Annotated in this window: 21 protein-coding genes; 8 read left to right on the top strand and 13 right to left on the bottom strand. The window is 65.4% G+C overall.

The features are described 5' to 3' along the window. Window positions 1-8: 8 nt before the first annotated feature. The 5 genes from HV796_RS44275 to HV796_RS26880 all read left to right on the top strand — a co-directional run bounded on the left by HV796_RS44275 (window position 9) and on the right by HV796_RS26880 (window position 4,872). On the top strand, window positions 9-395 hold the full coding sequence (locus tag HV796_RS44275; protein WP_343052987.1) for a carboxymuconolactone decarboxylase family protein: 387 nt from the start codon (window positions 9-11) through the stop codon (window positions 393-395). Further along, window positions 392-1,405: an NAD(P)H-quinone oxidoreductase gene (locus HV796_RS26895; protein ID WP_175229535.1), complete on the top strand. Its 1,014-nt coding sequence runs from the start codon at window positions 392-394 to the stop codon at window positions 1,403-1,405. The genes HV796_RS44275 and HV796_RS26895 overlap by 4 nt, the downstream gene beginning before the upstream one ends. Window positions 1,406-1,542: 137 nt before the next feature. After that, complete coding sequence (locus HV796_RS26890; RefSeq protein ID WP_175229534.1) at window positions 1,543-2,427, top strand: 2-hydroxy-3-oxopropionate reductase; 885 nt, start codon at window positions 1,543-1,545, stop codon at window positions 2,425-2,427. A 222-nt stretch (window positions 2,428-2,649) separates the two neighbouring features. Continuing rightward, entirely contained in the window at window positions 2,650-4,026 is a 1,377-nt protein-coding gene (locus HV796_RS26885) for a GntT/GntP/DsdX family permease (RefSeq protein ID WP_175229533.1), read from the top strand. A gap of 228 nt (window positions 4,027-4,254) precedes the next feature. After that, a complete protein-coding gene (locus HV796_RS26880; RefSeq protein WP_175229532.1) occupies window positions 4,255-4,872 on the top strand; it encodes an MORN repeat-containing protein in 618 nt (205 codons plus the stop codon). Between the two features lie 55 nt (window positions 4,873-4,927). Here HV796_RS26880 and HV796_RS26875 read toward each other — a convergent pair whose 3' ends face one another. Genes HV796_RS26875 through nthA form a run of 3 tightly spaced genes read right to left on the bottom strand, consistent with a single transcriptional unit; the run spans window position 4,928 to window position 6,682 of the window. Further along, window positions 4,928-5,305 carry a nitrile hydratase accessory protein gene (locus HV796_RS26875; RefSeq protein ID WP_175229531.1) on the bottom strand — a complete coding sequence of 126 codons (378 nt, stop codon included), beginning with the start codon at window positions 5,303-5,305 and terminating at the stop codon, window positions 4,928-4,930. A gap of 16 nt (window positions 5,306-5,321) precedes the next feature. Then, complete coding sequence (gene nthB / locus HV796_RS26870) at window positions 5,322-5,987, bottom strand: nitrile hydratase subunit beta (RefSeq protein WP_175229530.1); 666 nt, start codon at window positions 5,985-5,987, stop codon at window positions 5,322-5,324. Then, window positions 5,984-6,682, bottom strand: a complete 699-nt coding sequence (gene nthA / locus HV796_RS26865; RefSeq protein ID WP_175229529.1) for a nitrile hydratase subunit alpha — start codon at window positions 6,680-6,682, stop codon at window positions 5,984-5,986. Before nthA ends, nthB begins: the two co-directional genes overlap by 4 nt. Window positions 6,683-7,307: 625 nt before the next feature. On the opposite strand from nthA, the gene HV796_RS26860 reads away from it, so the two are divergent. The 3 genes from HV796_RS26860 to HV796_RS26850 all read left to right on the top strand — a co-directional run bounded on the left by HV796_RS26860 (window position 7,308) and on the right by HV796_RS26850 (window position 12,465). Next, window positions 7,308-9,248, top strand: coding sequence for an ABC transporter ATP-binding protein (locus tag HV796_RS26860; protein ID WP_175229528.1), 1,941 nt, complete (start codon window positions 7,308-7,310; stop codon window positions 9,246-9,248). Window positions 9,249-9,512: 264 nt separating this feature from the next. Beyond that, window positions 9,513-10,898 (top strand): FAD-dependent oxidoreductase, encoded by a 1,386-nt coding sequence (locus HV796_RS26855; RefSeq protein ID WP_175229527.1) that lies wholly within the window; start codon window positions 9,513-9,515, stop codon window positions 10,896-10,898. Window positions 10,899-11,046: 148 nt separating this feature from the next. After that, entirely contained in the window at window positions 11,047-12,465 is a 1,419-nt protein-coding gene (locus tag HV796_RS26850; RefSeq protein ID WP_246356056.1) for an MFS transporter, read from the top strand. Between the two features lie 39 nt (window positions 12,466-12,504). On the opposite strand, the gene HV796_RS26845 is transcribed toward HV796_RS26850, so the two are convergent. From HV796_RS26845 to HV796_RS26800, 10 genes are read right to left on the bottom strand one after another with little or no spacing between them, the layout of a single operon-like run. Then, window positions 12,505-13,176, bottom strand: a complete 672-nt coding sequence (locus tag HV796_RS26845) for an HAD family hydrolase (protein WP_175229526.1) — start codon at window positions 13,174-13,176, stop codon at window positions 12,505-12,507. Then, window positions 13,173-14,432, bottom strand: coding sequence for an MFS transporter (locus tag HV796_RS26840; protein WP_246356055.1), 1,260 nt, complete (start codon window positions 14,430-14,432; stop codon window positions 13,173-13,175). The genes HV796_RS26845 and HV796_RS26840 overlap by 4 nt, the downstream gene beginning before the upstream one ends. Next, window positions 14,416-15,333 carry an ABC transporter substrate-binding protein gene (locus HV796_RS26835; RefSeq protein ID WP_175229525.1) on the bottom strand — a complete coding sequence of 306 codons (918 nt, stop codon included), beginning with the start codon at window positions 15,331-15,333 and terminating at the stop codon, window positions 14,416-14,418. The genes HV796_RS26840 and HV796_RS26835 overlap by 17 nt, the downstream gene beginning before the upstream one ends. Window positions 15,334-15,338: 5 nt before the next feature. Beyond that, window positions 15,339-15,935 carry a GDP-mannose pyrophosphatase NudK gene (gene nudK, locus HV796_RS26830; RefSeq protein ID WP_175229524.1) on the bottom strand — a complete coding sequence of 199 codons (597 nt, stop codon included), beginning with the start codon at window positions 15,933-15,935 and terminating at the stop codon, window positions 15,339-15,341. Continuing rightward, window positions 15,932-16,855: an S-methyl-5'-thioadenosine phosphorylase gene (gene mtnP, locus HV796_RS26825; protein ID WP_246356054.1), complete on the bottom strand. Its 924-nt coding sequence runs from the start codon at window positions 16,853-16,855 to the stop codon at window positions 15,932-15,934. The genes nudK and mtnP overlap by 4 nt, the downstream gene beginning before the upstream one ends. Continuing rightward, window positions 16,852-17,967 carry a fatty acid desaturase family protein gene (locus tag HV796_RS26820; RefSeq protein WP_175229523.1) on the bottom strand — a complete coding sequence of 372 codons (1,116 nt, stop codon included), beginning with the start codon at window positions 17,965-17,967 and terminating at the stop codon, window positions 16,852-16,854. Before HV796_RS26820 ends, mtnP begins: the two co-directional genes overlap by 4 nt. Further along, window positions 17,960-18,679: an HAD family hydrolase gene (locus HV796_RS26815; RefSeq protein WP_175229522.1), complete on the bottom strand. Its 720-nt coding sequence runs from the start codon at window positions 18,677-18,679 to the stop codon at window positions 17,960-17,962. The genes HV796_RS26820 and HV796_RS26815 overlap by 8 nt, the downstream gene beginning before the upstream one ends. Continuing rightward, window positions 18,676-20,049 (bottom strand): NAD(P)/FAD-dependent oxidoreductase, encoded by a 1,374-nt coding sequence (locus HV796_RS26810; RefSeq protein ID WP_217478003.1) that lies wholly within the window; start codon window positions 20,047-20,049, stop codon window positions 18,676-18,678. Before HV796_RS26810 ends, HV796_RS26815 begins: the two co-directional genes overlap by 4 nt. Then, a complete protein-coding gene (locus HV796_RS26805; RefSeq protein ID WP_217478001.1) occupies window positions 20,030-21,136 on the bottom strand; it encodes a DegT/DnrJ/EryC1/StrS family aminotransferase in 1,107 nt (368 codons plus the stop codon). Before HV796_RS26805 ends, HV796_RS26810 begins: the two co-directional genes overlap by 20 nt. After that, window positions 21,133-21,645, bottom strand: a complete 513-nt coding sequence (locus tag HV796_RS26800) for an NUDIX hydrolase (protein WP_217478000.1) — start codon at window positions 21,643-21,645, stop codon at window positions 21,133-21,135. Before HV796_RS26800 ends, HV796_RS26805 begins: the two co-directional genes overlap by 4 nt.

Below are 21,645 nucleotides of genomic sequence, written 5' to 3'. Positions count from 1 at the left end.
GGGGCGACATGGTGTCCGATGCGAATTGCAGCAGTCCGCGCGAAGCGGCGCACGCCTTCATGCGGAGAATCTCGGCCTGCGCCGATAACACGCGATGTCCAGAGGCGCGCAAAGGTCGCGCACTCTCGCGCCGGGACCGCAGCCTCGTGACCGTCGCGGCGCTGTTCGCGGCCGGCCATCTCGACGCGTTGCCGGCGCACCTGCACCGCGCGCTGAACCACGGCGTGACGCGCGGTCAGCTCGCCGCCGTGATCACGCATCTGGCGTTTTGCGCAGAGCTGCTGGCGGACAGTCCGGCTCCGGCCTCGGCGCCCGCGCAGTTTACGCGCGGCCCGCAGGCGCAACGCACGGGTCAAGCAAACGCGCGATCCACGACACTGGAGAACGAGCCATGAAAGCGATTACGTTCGAAGAATTCGGCGAAGCCGATGTCCTCCGGCTCGTCGACGTCCCCGCGCCCGAGATAAGGCCAGACGATCTGCTCGTCCGGGTGCACGCGGCCGGCGTGAACCGCGCCGATCTATTGCACCGTCGCGGCAGCTATGGCCGCCCGGACTTCGGTGACTCGACCCTCATGGGACTGGAAATCGCGGGTGAGGTTCTCGAAGTCGGCCACGCCGCGCAGGGCTACGAAGTCGGTGACCGTGTGATGGGCGTGGTGGGCGGTGGCGCTTATGCGGAGATCGCGCGCATCGACTGGCGCATGGCGATGCCGGTTCCGGCCTCGCTCGACTACGTCCATGCGGCCGCCATTCCCGAGGTGTTCGTGACCGCGCACGAAGCGCTGCTGCATCTCGGGCGGGTCGAGCTCGGCGACTCGGTGCTTATCCACGCGGCAGCGGGCGGCGTGGGTTCGGCGGCGGTGCAGCTTGCCTACGCAACGGGCGCAACCGTGTTCGCGACCGCCGACGCATCGAAGCTCGAGCGCGTCGTGCAACTGGGCGCGGACTATGTGATCGACTATCGCACGCAGGACTTCGTGGAGATCGTCGCGAGCAAGACCGGCAAGCGCGGCGTGGACGTTGTGATCGACTTCGTGGGCGCGCCTTATCTCGCGCGAAACATCGCCTCGCTGGCGAATGGAGGGCGGCTCGTGCAGGTCGGCATGCTGGGCGGCGGCGGCAAAGTTGGCGTCGAGCTGGCGCAAATCCTGTATCGCCATCTGCAGATTATCGGCACGGTGATGAAATCGCGCCCGCAAGCCGACAAGCATGCGATGGTCCAGCGCTTTCGCGAGCGCTGGCTTGACCGCTTCGCAGCGGGGGCGTGCCTTGAGCCTGTCGTGGACAGCACTTTTCCGCTCGCACGGGCGACCGACGCGCACCGACGCATGGAGTCGTCGGCGAATGTCGGCAAGATCATCCTGACGATGATGCCTTCGGGCCGCGAAGCGGGCGCGTTCTGACCGGTCACTGTCTGATGAAAAACACGGTCCGTATCGCGCTCGCCCGGTCCGACTTCGCAACTCCTGGTACCATCGGGTAATCTGCCCCACCCAACGAACCTGATCCCCTCACCCACTACCCTACTCAAGAGGACACCATGGCAAAAGCTGGCTTTATCGGACTGGGCATCATGGGCACGCCAATGGCGGCCAATCTGATCAAAGGCGGTCACACGCTCTTTCTGCACAGCCGTTCCGGCGTGCCCGACGAACTCGTCAAGCAAGGTGGCAAGGCCTGCGCAACCCCCGCCGACGTGGCGCGCGAAGCGGACATCGTGTTCCTGATGGTGCCGGACACGCCGCACGTCGAGGCCGTGCTGTTCGGCGAGAACGGTGTCGCGTCCACGCTTGGCAAAGGCAAAACCGTCGTGGACATGAGCTCGATCTCGCCGATCGCCACCAAAGGGTTCGCAAAGCGCATCAACGATCTCGGCAGCCACTATCTCGACGCGCCGGTCTCGGGCGGCGAAGTCGGCGCGAAGGCCGCGACGCTGACCATCATGATCGGCGGCCCGCAGCCGGTGTTCGACACGATCAGGCCGATGTTCGAACTGATGGGCAAGAACATCACGCTGGTCGGCAACAACGGCGACGGCCAGACCGCGAAGGTCGCCAATCAGATCATCGTCGCGCTGAATATTCAGGCGGTCGCCGAAGCGCTGCTGTTCGCATCGAAGGCCGGCGCGGACCCGGCGAAGGTGCGCGAAGCCCTGATGGGCGGCTTCGCGTCATCACGCGTGCTCGAAGTGCACGGCGAACGGATGGTCAAGCGGACCTTCAATCCAGGCTTTCGCATCAACCTGCATCAGAAGGACATCGGCCTCGCGAACGAAGGCGCGAAAGCGCTCGGCGTGTCGCTGCCGAACACCGGCGCGATGCAGCAGCTGATAAACGCGTGCGTCGCGCTCGGTCTCGGCGATCTCGATCACTCAGCACTCTGTCAGGCAATCGAAACGTTGTCCGCGCATCGAATCGCGGGTTGATCCGCCCCGCCTGAGCTCACGTGATCGGAGCGCATCGGCTTGCGCTACGATCACGCTTCGATCGCGCGACTCGGCTTAAGCAAACCGTGCCGCGATAACCAGCGGTCATTTCACTCGCCTCTGCTGTTCAGCAGCCGCTACAATCGCCGGTGAGCGACGGGCGGCGTCTCGTGTACCACATCGACACTGCTCCGGCCGCCCTCTTACGACCCCGGAGACGCAGTGCACCTTACAGCCACCTTGACCCCCTGGTCTGCTCACGACACGCGCCTGATTCTTTCCTGTGCGCTCGGTCTCGCACTCATCATCGTTCTGATCAGTGCGCTGAAAATCGCGCCGTTCCTGTCCATTCTGGTTGGCACGTTCGCTGCGGGCTTTACCGCGGGTCTGCCGCTTGAAGCCGTGGCCAGCGCGTTCAGCAAGGGCGCCGGCGCGCTGCTCGGCGACGTCGGCATCATCATCGCGCTCGGGGCGATGCTCGGGGCGCTAATGGCCGACTCCGGCGCAGCCGATCGCCTCGTCACGACGATCCTCGACCATGCGACGCCGCGCCGCTTGCCGTGGATGATGGCGCTTGTCGCGATCATCATCGGCTTGCCGCTGTTCTTCGAAGTGGGCCTCGTGATGATGGTGCCGATCATCTTCGTGATGGCGCGTCGCTCGCAGCAGCCCATCCTGCGCATCGCAATTCCCGCGCTGGCCGGCATGACGACGCTGCACGCACTGCTGCCGCCGCACCCGGGTCCATTGATCGCCGTCAGCGCGTTGCACGCCGACCTCGGCATCACGCTCGGGCTCGGTCTGATCGTCGCGATTCCCGCGGTGATTCTCGCCGGGCCGATCTATGGCGGCATGCTTTCAAAACGCATGCAGATTGCGGAACCCGAAGAGATGGGCAAGCTGTTCCGCTCCGAGACGCCACAAAGCGAACTGCCCGGATTTGCGGTCTCGCTCATTACGATTTTGCTGCCGGTCGTGCTGATGCTGGGCCGCACGGTCGCCAAGCTGCTGCTCGAGCCGAAGACGCTGGCCTACGACACGCTCGACTTCCTCGGCGAGCCGCTGGTCGCCCTCGGCCTGACTGTGTTGTTTGCGATAGTCGCGCTCGGCTGGGCGCGTGGCATGCCGCGCGAGCGGGTCGGCGGCATTCTGCGCAAGAGCCTGCCGCCGATCGCCGCGCTGCTGCTGACAATCGGCGCGGGCGGCGGCCTGAAGCAGATGCTCGTCGTCGCCGGCATCAGCGCGACGATCGGCAAGATCGCGGTCGGCGCGCATCTGCCGCTGATCGTCCTTGCGTGGCTGATCGCCGTCGCGCTGCGTCAGGCGACCGGCTCCGCGACCGTTGCGACCACCACGACCGCCGGCATCGTCGCACCGGTGGTCGCCGGTTTGCCGGCCACGCACAATTCGCTGCTTGCACTCGCCATCGGCGCAGGGTCGGTGTTCTTCTGTCACGTCAACGATGCGGGCTTCTGGATGGTGCGCGAGTACTTCGGACTCCAGTTGAAGCAGACCGTTTTCGTCTGGTCGATTCTGCAGACCATCGTATCGGTGGTGGGCCTTGTGCTGACACTGCTGTTGTGGGCCGTGCTGACCTGACTCGTCCGATCGGCGCGCGCTCATGCGGCGCGTTCGCTTGCGCGGCTTCACTGCATATCAAATGACGAACCGGCGCACCTTGATCTGTTCTTCTTGTGACGTGAAGAGCGCATGTGCTCAATCGCACACATGAGTGCAACAGCCTATTGTCTTTGAAAGGTGGACGGACTAGTTTTCTTGGCTGACACGGCTTCTACCTCGAGCAGGACGACTTCAAAGGAGACCACCGTGCTGTCCGCAAACTGGCCACTCCCGACACCGCTCGCCGCCTTGACGATTGCGGCCGCATCGATGTTTCTGACCGTGCCGGTTACGGCATCGGCCGACGACAGCAATCCCGCGGCAAGCGGCACTCAAGTCAATGCCAATTCGCTGAGCGTTCAGCCTGCCGCCAGCGATTCCGCTGCGGATACCCAGGCCGCCGCGCCGTCCGCGAGTTCGGCCGCGGCGATCAACCCAGCCGACCCGAATCCGCCGGACATCCCGGGGCAAGTGATACTCGGCGACGGATTCGTCTATCAAGGCGGTCTGCGGGCAGGCATGTTCGACGGCAAAGGCGTGAAACGCTGGCCGACCGGAGACTGGGTGTACGGCGATTTCGTGCAGGGCAAGCTCGACGGCGACGCGATCATTCATCATGCGGACGGTGGCACGCTGACCGGCACCTTCAGGCACAACGCGCCGTGGGATGCCGTCGAAAAAGACACGAACGGCAATGTGGTCGCGACCTATCAAGGCGGTGTGATGCGGGCCGTCACGCAAGTCGCGGCGCCGGCCGGGCAAGGCGGCGGCGTGACACCCGCGGCGCAGCAGGTCCATTCGGGAACACCTGTTTCCAATCAGTAACGGTGTTTGCGCGTATCCCCTTACGATGCGCCGACGCAAGCGCACGCGTCGCGCTTCAAAGCCCGATCGGCTGTCCGTGCGGCGTACGGCGCGCGGCCCGATCCCACGCGTCGCGCCGTTCCAGCAAGCTTTCGATCGTTACGCAGCCTTTCGCCGCGGCGATCCGCTCGAGCGCGGTCAGCCAGTGACGATAGTACGTGTCGCCACGATCCGGGTCGCCCGCTGCCTGTGCGTCACGGATCGCGTCATGCAGCGTCGCGGCCCACTCGGCCCACGTAAACACACCGCGCCGATGGAGCGCGAGCGTCATCGCAAACGCCGCCGCCTCCCATGGCGCACTGAATACCGGCGCGTTGCCATCGCGAGGCAATGTCGGCAAGTGAGCGAGCCATTCTGGTGATTCGTCCGATACGTTTGACGTGAGTGTTGTCATGGTTCGATCGCCTGGTTCAGGGTGCATCCGCAGGTTCGAGATACGGCTCCCAGCAATCGACACAGACCGACGCGGCGGTCGTATCGTCGCCCCACAGTTCCGTGGCCGCGAAGCGCACCGTGTATAGCCAGCGCGGCTGTTCACCCTGCCCGACCGCGTTCGTATCGGGAAACACATGCGCGCCGCGCAGCGCGACAATTTCGCCGCGTTTGCCGCGGCAATAGCGCGGCAAACGCGTGTGCGTCGATGGGTTCAGCAGACGGGTCCGCACCGCTTCGCCGACGAGGAAACGCGCCGGATAGCCCATCGCCCTATCGTACGGAAAGCCCTTCAGTAAGGCTGCCGGTACGTCGGCCGCCTGAAACACGCGCGCGACAGGAGCCGCCGGTTGCATTGAATGACCGGCCTGGATTTCGTCCGCCGTCGCGAGACCATGTTCGATCAGCAGCTTGCATAGGCCTTCGTACCAGATCTGGTAGTACGTGCTCGTCCAGTATTGCGCGGGCGGCAGGCTTTCGCGCGCGGCGCGCGACTTGTCGATGTTCCATGTACCGGTCGCGCCCATAGCCAGCGTCAGCGCAAGCACGCGCGGCTCCCAGCCCGCGTGGAACGCGCGTTCGTCCGCTGCGGGCCGCACCGGGCCGAATGTCTGCATGCCGCCCATGTCCTGTGCGCCGTTCATGGCCGGGCTCCTTGCGCGGTATCCGGTGAGCGCGGCAAGCCGGTGCCGATCATCGAATCGCGCGTGACAAGCTCGGCGAGCGCGTCTTCGCTCCAGTCGCCGGTGCCTTCCGGACGCATCGGCAGCACCAGATAGCGCATTTCGGAGGTCGAGTCCCAGACACGAAACTCGACGTGATCGGGCAACTCGAAGCCAAATTCCTTGAGTACGCCACGCGGATCGATCACCGCGCGCGAGCGGTACGGCGCCGACTTGTACCAGCTGGGCGGCAAGCCGAGCACCGGCCACGGATAGCACGAACACAGCGTGCAGACCACCATGTTGTGCACGTGCGGCGTATTCGCCAGCACGACCATATGTTCGCCGCCACGGCCTGAATAGCCGAGCGATGCAATCGCGGCCGTCGCATCCTCGAGCAACCACGCACGGTACGCGGGATCGTGCCACGCACGCGCGACGACGCGTGCGCCGTTGCGCGGCCCGACCTGGTGCTCGTAGGTGTCGATCAGCACATCGAGTGCCTGCGGGTCGACATAGCCTTTCTCGACGAGCAGCGATTCCAGCGCGCGCACGCGCAGGTCCATCTCGGACAACGCGCTGCCTTCGTGGCCGTGTTCGTGGCCGTGTTCGTGGCCGCGGCCGGGTTCATGCCCGTGATGGTCGTCGTGATGCGGGTCGTGACTTTCGTGGCTCATCTCGATCTCTTTCAAGGATGGAAAACGCATCGCAGGCGGTTAACCGTGTGAGACGCCCAGTATCCTTTGCCGAATCGCTGAATGCAAATTCAGGCGAAGAGCAGCGATTCGTCTGCGGCAGCTCGCCCCCGGCTATGCAGCCCGGACGCACCGGCCCACCCATTGCACACCGCGCGCACGGGTCGAACGATGCGCGACGTGCGTCGCATGGCGGGTGCGGCGCCGGTGCACATCGTGCAGAATCACTTCATACCGCATGAAGGCCGCAGCCCTGTTCGAAGCGGCAACGACGCGCAATACTGCGGCTACGCCGCGCTTCGGTCTACCGATCGAGACAGGTTGATGCGGCGCGCAACGGCGTCGCGCGAGCGGTACAATGCGCGTTTCATCGAATGGGTCAGTCTTCGCGAGACCGCTTGCCGGCACTCGCTCCGCGGCGCGAATCCTGGACGCGGACGGAACGCGGAACGGATCGACCCGGACCAACCCGGATACACCCGACAACCCGACCATTCAGGCGCAGTGCGTCATGCGGCGAGCCACCCAGCGGCCGCCGCGCGATGTGCACCCACCACCGGTTTTTCACGAGGTAGCCGCGCGGCCCTTCGAACGCGCGCTGTGGCATATGGCTGACAAGCAATCCAATCGCGGCACGCAGGCGTTTCGCAGCGTACTCGCCTTCGTTTTCGCCCATTGGTTCAAGCAGCCGGTGCGCGTGTCGGTGATCGCGGCGCTCGCCCTGTGCGGCGCGCTCGCCGATGTGATGACGCCGCTCTTCGCGGGGCGGCTCGTCGATGCGCTGTCTGCCGGCGCGACCGACGCCGCCGCGAAGGCGCACGCGTGGGCCGCCGCCTCGTCGGCGTTCGGCGCGCTAATCGCGCTTGGTCTCACCGGCATGCTGCTGCGTCAGGCGGTGTACCGCAACATCATTTCGATGACGCTGCGCATGATGAGCGAAATCGCCGCGAGCGGCTTTCACCGCGTGCAGCGCTTCTCGACCGACTGGCACGCGAACAGCTTCGCCGGCTCGACGGTGCGCAAGATTACGCGCGGCATGTGGGCGCTCGATCTGCTAAACGACACGCTGCTGATCACGCTGCTGCCCTCGTGCGTGATGCTGATCGGCACCACTGCGGTGCTCAGTTCTCGCTGGCCGGTGATGGGCGTGATCGTCGGCGCCGGTTCGCTGCTCTATATCGCGGTAACGGGCACGCTATCGCTGCGCTACGTCGCGCCGACCGCCCGCCTCGCCAATATGTGGGACACGCGTGTCGGCGGTGCGCTCGCCGATGCGGTCAGTTGCAATGCGGTGGTCAAGGCATTTGGCGCTGAGCATCGCGAAGAAGCGCGGCTTGCGCGCGTGATCGCGAAGTGGCGCAAGCGCACGCGCCGCACCTGGGCGCGCGGCACGACCAACGGCGGCGTGCAAAGCACGATGCTCGTGCTGATGCAGGCGGCCATCGTCGGCACCGCGCTATGGTTATGGACGCACGACAAGGCGAGCGTCGGCGACATCACCTTCTCGCTGACGACGTTCTTCATGCTGCAAGGCTATCTGCGCGACATTGGCCTGCATGTGCGCAATCTGCAGCGCTCGGTCAACGACATGGAAGAACTGGTCGCGCTCGAGGATGAGTCGCTTGGCATCGAGGACCGGCCGGGCGCCCGCGAGATCGACATCCGGCGTGGCGAGATCCGCTTCGAGCACATCACGTTCCGCTACGGCGCGTTGCACACGCCGCTTTATCAGGACCTGTCGCTGCGCATCGCGCCGGGCGAGCGGATCGGACTGGTCGGCCACTCGGGCTCCGGCAAGACCACGTTCGTCAAGCTGATCCAGCGCCTCTACGATCTCGATTCGGGCCGCATCACGATCGACGGTCAGGATATTGCGCAGGTGCAGCAAGCGTCGCTGCGCCGGCAGATTGCGATCGTCCAGCAGGAGCCGGTGCTCTTTCACCGCTCGCTTGCGGAAAACATCGCGTACGCACGGCCTGGCGCAAGCCACGCGGAGATCGAACGGGCCGCGCGGCTTGCCAGCGCGCACGAATTCATCGCCGCATTGCCGCACGGTTACGACACGCTGGTTGGCGAGCGCGGCATCAAGCTGTCGGGCGGCGAGCGGCAACGTATCGCGATCGCTCGCGCGTTTCTTGCCGATGCGCCGCTGCTGATTTTCGACGAAGCGACGTCGAGTCTCGACAGCGAAAGCGAAGTGCTCATCCAGCAATCGATGGAGCGGCTGATGGCGGGCCGCACGACACTGGTCGTCGCGCACCGGCTGTCGACCGTGCGCTCGCTCGACCGGCTGCTGGTGCTCGAGAAGGGCCGCGTCGTCGAGGAAGGCTCGCACGACCAGCTGATCGAACGCGAAAACGGTCTGTACCGCCGGCTCTTTACGCGTCAGGCAATTGAACTCGCGAAAGGCATGCTCGATGACGGCGGTCACCACGAAATCGCCACCGCCGATGACGCGATCGACGACATCGACCGCAATCCGGCCGTCGACTTCCCCCGCCGTCCCGGCACGGCCCACGATCTCGGGCCGGTCAACGCCGACCGCTAGCCGCCAGACGGCCGAGCGAACGCCACATCGCCCGGTCGCCTCCGTCCCCAGGATCGTCGCCTCGGTCTTCGCCTGTGCCGTCACGGGTACGCACAATCGTTGCGGCCGCAACGGCGATTGATCCGCAAACGGCCCCCATTTGAACCGTCCGAGCATGGCGTTGAGCCGATCGATCATATCGCCCGCGTGGCGCGTGACCTACGATTCGTAGCGTTCGGGCGCGACCTCGCGTCCTGCGATGAAAACATCACGGAGGGTAAAGCGATGGCAACGGTCGAACGGTTTGACTATGTGTTTCTCGGCGGCGGCAAAGGCGGCAAGACGCTCGCGATCGAACTGGCGAAAGCCGGCAAGCGGGTCGCGCTGGTGGAACGAGGAATGATCGGCGGGTCGTGCATCAACGTGGCCTGTATTCCGACCAAATCGCTGATCCAGACCGCCCGGCTGATGCACGCGGCGCGCGAAGCGGAAAAACTCGGCGCCGCGCCGCAAACGGGCGGTCTCGACATGAAGCGCGTCTATCAGCGCGTGCGTGCCGTGGTCGACGGAATGGTCGACATCAATATGACCGCGTTCCAGACGTCGGGCATGGACCTGCTGATCGGCAACGGCCGCTTCATTGCGCCGCGGACCCTTGAAGTCACGCTTGCGAACGGCGCGCGCCGCATCGTCGAAGGCGAGCACGCGTTCATCAACACCGGCACGACCGCGACCGTTCCGGATATCGACGGACTGCGTGCCGCCGCGCCGCTCACCCACGTCGAAGCGCTCGAACTCGACACGCTGCCCGACCATCTGATCGTGTTCGGCGGCGGCTATATCGGCCTCGAGATGGCACAGGCATTTCGCCGGCTGGGCAGCCGCGTGACTGTGCTGCAGGAAGCGCCGCGCGTCGCGATGCGCGAAGACCCGGACGTCGCCGCGGCCCTCACCGCAGCCCTCCAGCAGGACGGCATCGACGTACGCGTCAATACGCGAGCGGTCAAGGTGCAAGGCCGCTCAGGGCAAAACGTGCATATCACGCTGACCGACGGCAGCGCGCTCGACGGCACGCACCTGCTGGTCGCGGCCGGCCGTACGCCGAATACGCATGGCATCGGCCTTGAAGAGGCCGGCGTGAAACGGGACGCGCGCGGGTTTATCGTCACCGACGCGCGGCTCGCGACGTCCGCGCCGAATACGTGGGCGATCGGCGAGGTGGCCGGCACGCCGATGTTCACGCATGCGTCGTTCGACGACTATCGCGTGCTGAAGTCGAGCCTGGCTGGCGGCACCTACACCACGGCGCAACGGGTGATTCCTTATGCGCTTTTCATCGAACCCGAACTGGCGCGCATCGGCCTGAATGAGACCGAGGCCGCCGCGCAGGGCATCAAGGTACGCGTCGCGACGCTGCCGATGGCCGCGGTGCCGCGCGCACGCACAAACCAGGAAACAACGGGCTTCATGAAGGCGCTGGTCGCCGCGGACTCCGATCAGATCCTCGGCTTCACGATGCTCGGCACGCAAGCGGGCGAAGTGGTGTCCGCGGTGCAGATGGCGATGCTCGGCAAGCTGCCGTACACGGCGGTGCGCGATGCGATTCTGAGCCACCCGACGATCGGCGAAGGGTTGAACCTGCTGTTCGCCAAGGTGCCGCCCAGCGCTTGAAGCGGAACGCATCAGAACGACGTGAATCCGGCGGGACGGGTGCCGCCAGTTTTTCTGGCGGCACACAAAATCGCGCAGTACATGCTTAAAAAGAGCCCGGCTATGCAATAATCGCGGCTTCTCCTTCGCCTCATCGCGTTCGCCGCTCATGTCGTCGTCTGACCAGAAAGGTCTTATTGCTCCGATCATCGTCGCGTTCGCGATGTTCATGGAGACAGTCGACGCGAACGTGATCGTCACCGCGCTGCCCCAGATGGCGCGCACCTTCGGCCGCGATCCGGTCACGCTGAAGATCGCGGTGACGAGTTACGTGCTCGGGTTGGGCGTCTTCATTCCGGTTTGCGGCTGGCTCGCCGATCGCTTCGGTGCACGTACGGTATTTCGCACCGCGATCGGCATTTTCGTTGCGGGTTCGATAGCGTGCGCGGCGTCGACGTCGCTCGGAGTGTTCACCGTCGCGCGTTTCGTGCAGGGCATCGGCGGCGCGATGATGGTGCCGGTCGGCCGCATCATCATTTTTCGCAGCGTCGAGCGCTCGGACTTTATCCGCGCGATGAACTATCTAAGCCTCACGTCGCTGCTCGGCCCGGCCGCCGGCCCGCTGCTGGGCGGCTTTATCACGACCTACCTGCACTGGCGGCTGATCTTCCTGATCAATATCCCGGTCGGTATCGCCGGCGTTTATCTGACGAACAAATACATCGCGAACACACGCGAGCCGCATCCGGGACCGCTCGACTGGGTTGGCTTCGTGCTGTCGGCGGGTGGTGCGTCGGCCTTTATGCTCGGGCTCGCGCTGGTCGGCAGTGAGCTCGTGACCGATTCGACCGCGTGGACGATGACGCTGGCCGGCGCGGTCGCGCTAGTTCTCTATGTGTTCTATGCGCGGTACGCGAAGCGGCCGTTGCTCGACCTGCGCTTTTTTCGGGTGCCGACTTTTCAGGCCAGCGTAATGGGCGGATCGCTATTCCGCATCGGCCTCGGCGCGGTCCCGTTCCTGTTGCCGCTCGTGCTGCAAGAGGGGCTCGGGATGAGCGCGTTCGAATCGGGGCTGATCACCTGCGCGTCCGCGGTGGGCGGGCTCTTTATGCGTACGCTCGCGTCGCGCACGCTGCATCGCTGGGGTTTCCGCACGGTGCTGATGTACAACGCGGCGTTTTCCGGCATCGCGATCGCCGCGTGCGGCGCGTTCTTCCCCGGCACGCCGGTCTGGCTGATCTGGGTCATCGTGCTGCTCGGTGGCTTCTTCCCTGCGCTGCAATTCACGAGCCTCAATTCGATGACCTACGCCGAAATCGAAAGCCGCGACGTCGGCCGTGCAACGAGTCTCGGCAGCGTGGTCCAGCAGATGTCGTTGGGGCTGGGCGTCACGATCGCCGGTATCGTCGTGCAACTGACGCGCGCGTGGCACGGTCACGCGCATATCGAATGGTCCGATTTCTGGCCCGCGTTTGTGACGGTGGGTTTGTGCTCGTTCGCGTCGATTGGCATCACGCGCCGGCTCGCACCGAATGCCGGCGATGAGATTGCGCGTGGCAAGCGCGTTGAGGTTCCGGCGAAGCGTTGAGCGAGACGACCTCGCTCCTCCGATTTGCACCGGAACCCTTCAACCGCCCATCGCTGCGCCAACACACAATTGCCTGCGCAATTCCGCATCTCGGAAATCGGCGATCGTAGCAAACGCGCCCGCCTCGCGCAGTTGCGCGTCCGACAACGATGTTCGTACGCCGAAAGTGCGGATGCCGGCGCTCGACGCAGCGCGTACCCCGGATCGGGAGTCCTCAAAGGCAAAGGCACGCGTTGCGCTGGCACCGAGCAGTTGCAAGGCGGTCAGGTACGGCAGCGGATGCGGCTTGCCGTACGCAAGCTCTTCGCCATAGACGATCGTCTTGAATCGCTCAGCCATGCCCAACCCGGTCAGCAGCAGGCCCGCGTTTTCCCGTGGCGCGTTGGTCACGACCGCCATCGCGCAGCCGATGCTTTCGGCGTATCGAAAAAAATTCAGAAGCCCGGGCAAAGGCGCGAGTTCGCGATTGAAAAGCCCGCGCACCAGACGTTCCTTCTCATCCGCGTATTCGCGCTTTTCCGCCTGGCTTGCGTCGGGAAACATCGCGTCCATGATCCGCTCGCTGTCGAAGCCCATCACATGGTTCTTGTAGTAATCCACGTCGATGCTGCGGGCGAAGCGTTCAAGCAGAAGGTTGTAGGCCTGTAGATGCAACGCGTCGGTATCGACCAAGGTGCCGTCCAGGTCGAATAGCAAGGCGAATGAAGTCATTTGGCGGATGCTCCTTTCGAGGTACGGCCCTGTCGTGTGGTTGAAACGCCGCGCAGTCCCAGCATGACCGGCAGCATCAGCGCCGGATACGCGATCAACGTGGCGAACGCTGAACGCATGCCGACCCGTTCGGACAGCATCCCGAGGAGGAACGGCGCGATCAGCAACGCAACGCCGACCGCCTGCGACGCCCGTGCGCTCAGCGTCGAGCCCGCGTAAGGCGCGACGCGCATCGCGGCGCCGAGGATCAACGGGAAGAAGTTGCCGAGACACGCGCCAAGCAGCACAGCCAGGCCGGCCACGATGGAAACATGGTTGCTTGCTTGCAGCGCGGCAAACGTCGCAATCGCGCCGAGCGCGACCGCGACGAGAAGCGCGCGCGGCGGTATCGTTCGCAACAGGCGGCTGCTCACGATGCGCCCGCACACGGTGCCGCCGAAGTAGACGCTCATCAACGTCGCGGCGGTCGACGCGCTGCAGGCGAGACTGTCCTTCATGTATTCGGCGCCCCAGAAGCCGACGCCCCATTCGGCTGAAATGCCAAGGATCACCAGCGCCCCCAGGCTAATCTGCAAAGCGAGCGGCAAGCGCTCGGCCTCGCAGTCGACCTGCCGCGCGCCCGTGACCCGTAGTGCGGCCTCGTCGCGACGATAGGTCCTCGACGGAACCGCGGCGAACAGCGCGGCTGCGAGTGCGACCGCGGCGGGCGCGATGCGCCAGGACCCACCGGCCCACGTCGCGCCGCCAATCAGCAGCGCACCGCCCAGTACGCACACACCGGCAACGACGTGCGCCTCGGCGAGCTTCGGCGCCGCATACGCGCGATAGCGCGCGCCGAGTTTCGCCTGGCCGGTCACGAGAACAAGGCCGCCCGACAAGCCCGCCGCCGCCGCCGCGAGCAAGGTGAGCGGCAGCGTGCCCGACAAGGCGAACAGACCGCTTGAAACGACGATCGACAGGATGGAAATCTGACCGATGCCGGTCGGCAACTGGCGGTGCGTGAGCCAGCGGTACGGGAAGCCGATCAACGCCAGCCCGAGCGCATAGGCGGCGAAATGCAGGCCCACCGTGCGCAGATCGAGCCCGAGTTCCGCGCGCACGAACGGCATCGCGGGCCCGAGCATGCCCTGTTGCACGCCATACAGGCCGAACATCAGGTAGATCGCCCACGGGCGGCCGGTGTCGGGCATGCCGGTGTCCGCCGACGGATCGGCGGCGTTCGTTTCGTTGGAAAGAGATTCAGTTGCAATTCGCATGGTTGGAAAACAGGGTGTGCCAATGGGCGGTGCGACCGGGTTTCAAGCAGCCCGCGTCGAGTACGTTCAACGCGCTCAGTGCGTACGGCAATGCGTCTGCAGCAGTCGCGTCGCCGAGGACGATTTTTCCGTAACGCCTGCTGATCGCCGCCGCGTCGGGCGACAGCATCCATGCCAGCGCGCGTTGAGCATCCACGAGGTTGGGCGATCCGCCGCGGCAGCCGAACACTTCGTATTCGTAACGGCGCGCATCGTCCGGCACGTGCCAGCGCAGCGCCGGATGCGCGCGCGCCGCGCGGGTTGCCGCAGTCGATACCGTCGCGGCGACCCACGCCCGGCCGGCCGCCACCTCGTCGATCGGCGCAGTGGACGAACCGCTGATCGACGGCTGGAGCCGCGCGATGGCCGCCAGCGTCTGCCACGCGGCTTCGCCGTGATGCTCGAGAAGCGCGCTCAGATGCAGATAGCCGGCACCGGAGCGCGACGGATCGGGCAGCGCGATACGTTCGCGCCAGTCGGGTGACGCCAGCGCGTCCCAGGATGCCGGTGCGGCAAATCCACGCTCGGCGAGCGCCGTCAGGTCGTAGCAGAACACCGGTACGAACCCGGACGGACTGAACCAGCGGCCGTCCGGGGCAACCGCGTCTGGCGGAAATCCCGCAAAATCGATCCGGTCGAGCGGCGCGAGCCGCTCGACGATCGCCGGATCGTGCAGCACCGTGGCGGCCGTGCCGAGCAAGATATCCCACGGGCCCGCATCAGCGCGGCGCAGGCGGTCGGCGAGTTCCGCGGTCGACCAGCGCGAAAGCCGGATCGGCACACCGATAAGCACCGACATCCCGTCGATAAACTCGGCGAGTTCCGCATGCTCCATCGAGCTGACGGCGATCAATTTATTCATGCGCGTCAACCGACGAGGCCATGCAGCTTCGCGTACTGGAGCAGCATGATGGTCTTGCCGTCGGCGATGTCGCCGGATTCGATCATCGCCAGCGCCCGGTCGAGCGGCAATTCGAGCACCTCGATCTCCTCGCCGTCGGACTCGACGCCACCGCCGTCGCCGACGCGGTCCTTGTCGAAGTATTCACCGACGAAGAAGTACAGGCGCTCGGTCACGGAACCCGGACTCATAAACGCCTCGAATACCTTGCGCACATGCGCGACCCGGTAGCCGGTTTCCTCTTCAGTTTCTTTGCGGATGCACGTCAACGGATCGTCGCGGTCGAGCAGCCCCGCGCAAGTCTCAATCAGCATGCCGTCGTGCCCGCTCACGAACACGGGGAAACGGAACTGCCGCGTCAGGATCACGGTTTGCCGCGCGCGGTTGTACAACAGGATCGTCGCACCGTTGCCGCGGTCGTATGTCTCGCGCGACTGGCGTTGCCACGTGCCGTCGCGCCGCCGATAGTCGAACGTCGTCTTGCGCAGCACATACCAGTCATCGGACAACACTTCGACCTGTTTGATTCTTACGCGGTCCCTGGTGGTCAGCGCATCGCTCAAGATTCGATCTCCGAACGTTTGGAAAAGAAGCTCGCCGCCCGCGGCGAGACGGCCGCGAGGCGTTCTACCATCGCGGCATCGCGATGCTCCGGCGCGGTCATCACGGCGCTGTCGAGTGCGCGATCGCAGCCGCACGGACAACGGCCGCGATGCACGCCGAGCCGCGTGATCGCCTCGGCCGCGAGCCGGTACGTAGTCGCGCTGAGGTCACCCATCCGCTGCGCGACGAGCGCAGCGTTGACTGCATCGTGCGAATCATGCCAGCAATCAAAATCGGTCGGAATCGCGACGAGCGCATAGCACAGTTCGGCCTCGCGCGCGAGCTTGGCTTCGGGCATCGCGGTCATGCCGATCACTGTGCCGCCCCATTGGCGGTACAGGTTCGATTCGGCGCGCGTCGAGAACTGCGGACCTTCCATTACGACGTAGGTGCCCCCGTTGCGCGCACGCGCGTCAGCGGCGGCCGCGCTTTCGACGAGCGTCGCGCGCATCCGTGCACAGACCGGATCGCCGAACGGCACGTGGCCGACGAGACCAGGCCCGAAAAAAGTCTTGTCTCGCTGGATCGTGCGGTCAATGAACTGGTCGATCAGCACGAACGTCCCGGGCGGCGCATCGTGTGTCAGGCTGCCGACCGCGCTGACCGACAGCAGCTGCGTGCAGCCGACGCCGCGCAGCGCCGCGATATTCGCGCGGACGTTGATGAACGACGGCGGAATCGTATGCCCCAGGCCATGGCGCTGAACGAATGCGACCGGCACGCCGCGCAGCGTCCCGAGCGTAACGGGCGAAGACGGTTTGCCGAACGGCGTGTCCCGCTCGACGGTTTCCACGTTCTGCAGGCCCGCCAGATTCCGGAAGCCGCTGCCGCCGATGACGCCGACGCGCGGGGCTTGCTGCATTGAGATCGAGTGCGTCACGTACCACCTTCCGTTTCGAGTATCGAGGTTTTATGCCGGCGGCGTACCTGGCGGTCATACAGCTCGGACAGCGCTGTCGGTGCGTTGCCCCGGCGCATTATCAAGCCTTCGCTCGCGTTTTCGGTATAGCGAGGCTCCTGGATTTTCAGATAACGGTCGATCGCGGGCAGATAGTTCCATCGCACGCCGGGATAGAGCGAGTGGGCGAGGTGGTATGCATCGGAGGTCGGCGCGATGAACACCCGCACGAGCCACCCGGTCAACCCGATGTAGTCAGTCGGCCGGCCAGCCAGATACTCGATATCGAGCCGGTCATGCGCGAGGCCGTCGATGAACCAACGATGTTCGGTCAGCAGCGAGACCCAGGCGAACACTGGATACGACGTAACGAGCGGCACGAACCAGCCGAACAGCACGCCCTTCCAGCCGCCCGCCCAGTACAGCACCGCGGCGGCGGCGGCGACTGCGATCCAGCGCGCAAAGGCCGTCGCGCGAGAATGGTTCAGCAGGCTGTTGCGCGCCATCATCGCGAGATTGGCCCAAGCGCCCTTCGGCGTTAGCGGATACAGGAGTCGCAGGTAGAATTCGACCGGCGACAAGTCGCGCCCGTACCCGCCCGCATAGACGCGGGCGCGATTCGGATCGAGTTCCGGATGATTCGGATGGCGATGATGCTCGACAGTATGCGTTTGATAGCGGCTGTGCATATCGCGCTTGAACACCGGGAACTGATAGAACAGGTCGCTCAGCCACCATTGCCACGTGTGGGACCGGCATAACGCGAAATGCACCGCGTTGTGACCGAACTCCTGAAGCGCGCGCATGCGTCCACCACTCCATAGCACGACGGCAAGCCACGCGAGCGGCGATGGATAGTGCGCGGCCAGCAATACGCCGGCCAGGATGTCAAGCCAGGTCCAGATGAACGGCAACGGCGCGAGCCACGCGTCGAACCGGCGGTAGTAGGTTTCCCTGCCGCCCGGCAGCTGCGGCTGCAGGCGCAGGACGCGCAGCACGCGCGAGCCGTCGCGGTGGTAGAACGCGACGACCGCGCGCAGCACTAGCGCGGCCGCGATCACGACGGCCGCCGGATCGGCAACGCCACTAGTCATGGTCGCCCCTCCTGTCGTCGTTGCGCATCGCCGAAACGGGTCCGAGATGCGCCAGCAGATCTGCGAGCCCCGCATAGACCGGCGCGCCGCTGCCGTGCAGGCGACGCGCATCCTGATGGCCGGTCGACACGAGTATCGGCCGCCAGCCGACCGAGTGCGCGACCTCGTAGTCGTGCAACGTATCGCCGACGTAGAGAGTTCGTTCGGCGGGCCGATTCAGCGTCTGCTGAAGCCGCGCCGCTTCGGCGCTCTTGCCGGCCGCCCGGTTGTCCGATAGTCCGACGACCTGTTCGAAGCGGCCGCTCAATCCTTTCGCGTCAAGCGTCTCGAGCAGGATGTCGCGGTGCGAGGCAGACAGGATCGACACGCCGACGCCCGCCGCGCGCGCGGCATCCAGCACGTCGAGGACGCCGTCGTGCAGCGCACACCGTGCGATGTTCGCGTCGAAGCATTCGAGATAGTGCTCGACAATCGTCGCGAACGGCGTACGTGAAAAATTGAAACCGAGCGCCGCGTAGAAATCGGCAATCGGGAAATCGAACAGCGCGCGGTAGCGGTCGTGCGTCACGTTATCGACACCGAAGCGCTCGCTGCATCGATTGACGGCGCGCACGGCGAGATCGATGTCGTCGATCAGTGTGCCATTCCAGTCGAACACGATGTGATCGACCTGTGGCGGAAGCGGGGACAAAGTATCGGGTGCGATGGTCATGGGCGTGGCAGAACGGAATCGAGCGCAATGCGCGAAAGAATCGCCGGCGTGTAGAGACGGCTCGGCGGCATCACGAGGTTGGTGACGCCGATCTGCGTTTCAAGCGCGCGGCGGTTGTAGGCGGACAGGCGACCGAGTCCCGCGCCGAACCAGTGATGGAAGCGGGTATGCCAGTCTCGTTCGCCGACCGTTTCCGGAAAGCGTAGATCCTCCGTCGTTGCCATGTGCCATGCACCGTCGACCACCTCGCACAGCATGCGCTGAAGATCGCGGAGCGGTAACGTCCGGTCGAGCGCCGCGTCGAGATGGCGTTCCACGCATTCGGCTTCGAGCGCGCAGATCGTCATCCCCTGGCTGTACAGCGGATTCATGCTGCTCAATGCGTCGCCGACAACGAGCAACCCTCCGGGCCAGGCCGCCATGCGGTCGTAGTGCGTGCGCCGGCTGCCGTGCATCCGGAACGTCGCGACCGTCGACAGCGGCTCGGCGTCGCGGATCACGTCATGGATGTCCGGTACCGGCAGCGCCGCGAGCGCGCGCAGGAACTCGTCCGGATCGCTGCCCGGGAAGTGGCCAAACCAGCCGCCCGTCGTCACCATCCAGCGGTCGCCCTCAATCGGGCTGATGACGCCCATTGCGCGCTGTCGCGGCACGCTGGGCAGCACCAGCAGTACCTGCCATTGCGCGGCCAGCGACGGAACGCGGCGATAGATGCGCGACGCGTAACCGAGTTCTGTCTTCACAATGCTGGTCTCGACGTCGCCGAACCCGGCGTCGAACAGCCATTCCGGCGTGCGCGTACCCCTGCCGCTGGCGTCAACGACCAGATCCGCCGGCACGAGGCGCTCGCCCGAATCGTGATCGGCGAGGTAGGCGCCTCTTACCGTGCACGCGGGTGCCACCCCGTCGAAATGGAGCTGCGTAACGCTTGCTCCCGACAGGATTTCGACGCCCGGCACCCGCGCGACATGATGGCGCAGCTGGTTGTCGATCAGCCGGCGACTGCAGTAGTGCGCGTGAATGCCGCTGCGATAGCGGTTCTTCCAGCGGCCGCCCTGATACCACTTCACGTCGTGGCCAAGATCGGCGACCTGCGCACCGCGCCTCTCCAGCGCGGCGAGAAAGCCGGGGAAAATGCCCTCGATGATCTGCTTGCCGCGCAGCAGCAGCAAATGGACGTGATGCTCCTGCGGTATGCTGCGGCGCGGGCCGGCTTCGTCAAAGAAATCGCCTTTCTCGACGATTGTCACGCGCTCGAAACGGCGCGCGAGGACCGCGGCTATCAGGCAGCCGGCCACACTGCCGCCGATCACAACCGCGCGGCGGCCCGAAACGGGCGCCTGCGCGCCGTCACGCAGGGACATAGTCATTGAGGACCCTCGCGATGTAGTCCAGTTCGTCGTCGCCCAGATCCGGGTGCAGCGGCACGGTCGTCAGCGAGCGCAACAGGTTCGCGGCGTTCGGGCAGGTGCGGCGATATGCCGCCAGCAGCGGCAGTTCGTACAGCGGCCGGTTGTCGTACTTGCCGATGTCGGACGGGATGCCGTGCCCTCGCTGATAATCGACGAGCCTGCGGCCGTCGTGGCCGACCGCTTGCAGCAGCAGCGCGTATCCGTTCGGCATGCCGCCTGGCGCGATCGGCAGTTCGCGAAACGCGGGGTTGACGAGCCGTGTGAGCAGGCGCTCGCGATTGCGCAGCCGCGCGTCGAGATGCGGCACCAGGCGGCGCGAACGGGCAAGACCGAGCGCCGCCTGCAGGCCGCCGAGCTTCAGATTGATGCCGACGGACTCGCCGGTCAGATTGCCGAAGCGCGTGTATCCGCGAATCCGCTCCGCGCGGGCGTCGTCGTCGGTCATCACGAAGCCGCCCTCGCCCGTCGAGATGAACTTGCAGTCATGTGTGCTGAAGCAGCTAATTTCGCTGTAGTGAGGCAGCCAGGTCTCATTGAGGCGTGTCAGATGAGCGTGCGCGAGATCCTGGATCAGCGGAATGCGGGTGCCCGGCAGCAGCGCTCGCGTGCGGTCCGGACGGTTCGGATAGCCCCACATCGGCACCTCGACGACCGCGCACGTGCGCTCGCCGATACAGGACCGCAGGTCGGTTTCGTCGAGGCCGAAGCTGTCCGCGGCGACGTCGCAGAACACGGGACGCAGGCCCAGCGACAGGATAGGCAGCACCGTGCAGATTGGACAGGTCGGCGCGACGATGACTTCGTCGCCGGAACGCCAGTTGACGCCCGACAGCGCAGCCGCCACCGCCGCCGCGCCGGACGACACGGCGATGACATGCCGCACGCCGTAAGTCGTGGCGAGCGCGGTCTCGTAATCGGCGACGATTCGGGCAGTGCCGGACAGCCCGGTTAGCAGCGCGCGCGAGAGCTGCGCGATGTCGTCCGGCGTGTCGTGCGAGCACGTCTCGGCGATCTGGCGTGGCGCAATACCGACGTTGTTAATCAAGCGATTACCCCTTCAGGGACAAGATCCCATGCCGACCTGTCCCGGTAGAGCCGGTGAACGAGCCGCCGGAAATTGGGAAACATTCGCAAGTCGTCCATCTGCTCGTAGGCGAAGAAGCGCGCCCGATCGTTTTCCCGTTGTGCGGGACACGCGCGCGCGCGCGTCCCGCACAGATAGACGAGATCCACGTGATAGTGCGGGCCACGCCTGTCGTCGATGTACTCGCACAGGATCTGGTACGGACGGTGCAGGACCGTCACGTCGGCCCCCCGGTCGGCGAGATCGTCGTCGCGTTCACCGAGCAGCGTCGCACGAATGCCCGTTTCCTCCTCGATCTCGCGCAAAACGGCCGCGTCGGGCGTTTCGGTCGACTCGATGTGGCCGCCTGGATAAAGCCACACATCGAGCTTGCGGTGATGCAGCAGAAGCAACTCGCGATACGGGTTCATCACGAGGCCCGATGCGGTGAAATGCCGTTCGAGCGGCGCGCGATCGTCGGGAAGCACCAT

The sequence above is a fragment of the Paraburkholderia humisilvae genome (assembly GCF_902859855.1).
Lineage (GTDB): Bacteria > Pseudomonadota > Gammaproteobacteria > Burkholderiales > Burkholderiaceae > Paraburkholderia > Paraburkholderia humisilvae.
Note: the sequence above shows the minus strand (reverse complement) of the source record. Positions and strands in the feature narration are given on the sequence as shown.

Excerpts from the sequence above, each read along its gene's own strand:
- HV796_RS26845 (WP_175229526.1), bottom strand. The coding sequence starts at position 13,176 with ATGACTTCATTCGCCTTGCTATTCGACCTGGACGGCACCTTGGTCGAT.
- HV796_RS26810 (WP_217478003.1), bottom strand. The coding sequence starts at position 20,049 with ATGACTATGTCCCTGCGTGACGGCGCGCAGGCGCCCGTTTCGGGCCGC.
- HV796_RS26860 (WP_175229528.1), top strand. The coding sequence starts at position 7,308 with ATGGCTGACAAGCAATCCAATCGCGGCACGCAGGCGTTTCGCAGCGTA.
- HV796_RS44275 (WP_343052987.1), top strand. The coding sequence starts at position 9 with ATGGTGTCCGATGCGAATTGCAGCAGTCCGCGCGAAGCGGCGCACGCC.
- HV796_RS26850 (WP_246356056.1), top strand. The coding sequence starts at position 11,047 with ATGTCGTCGTCTGACCAGAAAGGTCTTATTGCTCCGATCATCGTCGCG.
- HV796_RS26855 (WP_175229527.1), top strand. The coding sequence starts at position 9,513 with ATGGCAACGGTCGAACGGTTTGACTATGTGTTTCTCGGCGGCGGCAAA.
- nthA (WP_175229529.1), bottom strand. The coding sequence starts at position 6,682 with ATGAGCCACGAAAGTCACGACCCGCATCACGACGACCATCACGGGCAT.
- HV796_RS26820 (WP_175229523.1), bottom strand. The coding sequence starts at position 17,967 with ATGACTAGTGGCGTTGCCGATCCGGCGGCCGTCGTGATCGCGGCCGCG.
- HV796_RS26815 (WP_175229522.1), bottom strand. The coding sequence starts at position 18,679 with ATGACCATCGCACCCGATACTTTGTCCCCGCTTCCGCCACAGGTCGAT.
- HV796_RS26835 (WP_175229525.1), bottom strand. The coding sequence starts at position 15,333 with ATGAATAAATTGATCGCCGTCAGCTCGATGGAGCATGCGGAACTCGCC.
- HV796_RS26875 (WP_175229531.1), bottom strand. The coding sequence starts at position 5,305 with ATGACAACACTCACGTCAAACGTATCGGACGAATCACCAGAATGGCTC.
- HV796_RS26800 (WP_217478000.1), bottom strand. The coding sequence starts at position 21,645 with ATGGTGCTTCCCGACGATCGCGCGCCGCTCGAACGGCATTTCACCGCA.
- HV796_RS26895 (WP_175229535.1), top strand. The coding sequence starts at position 392 with ATGAAAGCGATTACGTTCGAAGAATTCGGCGAAGCCGATGTCCTCCGG.
- HV796_RS26890 (WP_175229534.1), top strand. The coding sequence starts at position 1,543 with ATGGCAAAAGCTGGCTTTATCGGACTGGGCATCATGGGCACGCCAATG.
- nthB (WP_175229530.1), bottom strand. The coding sequence starts at position 5,987 with ATGAACGGCGCACAGGACATGGGCGGCATGCAGACATTCGGCCCGGTG.
- HV796_RS26840 (WP_246356055.1), bottom strand. The coding sequence starts at position 14,432 with ATGCGAATTGCAACTGAATCTCTTTCCAACGAAACGAACGCCGCCGAT.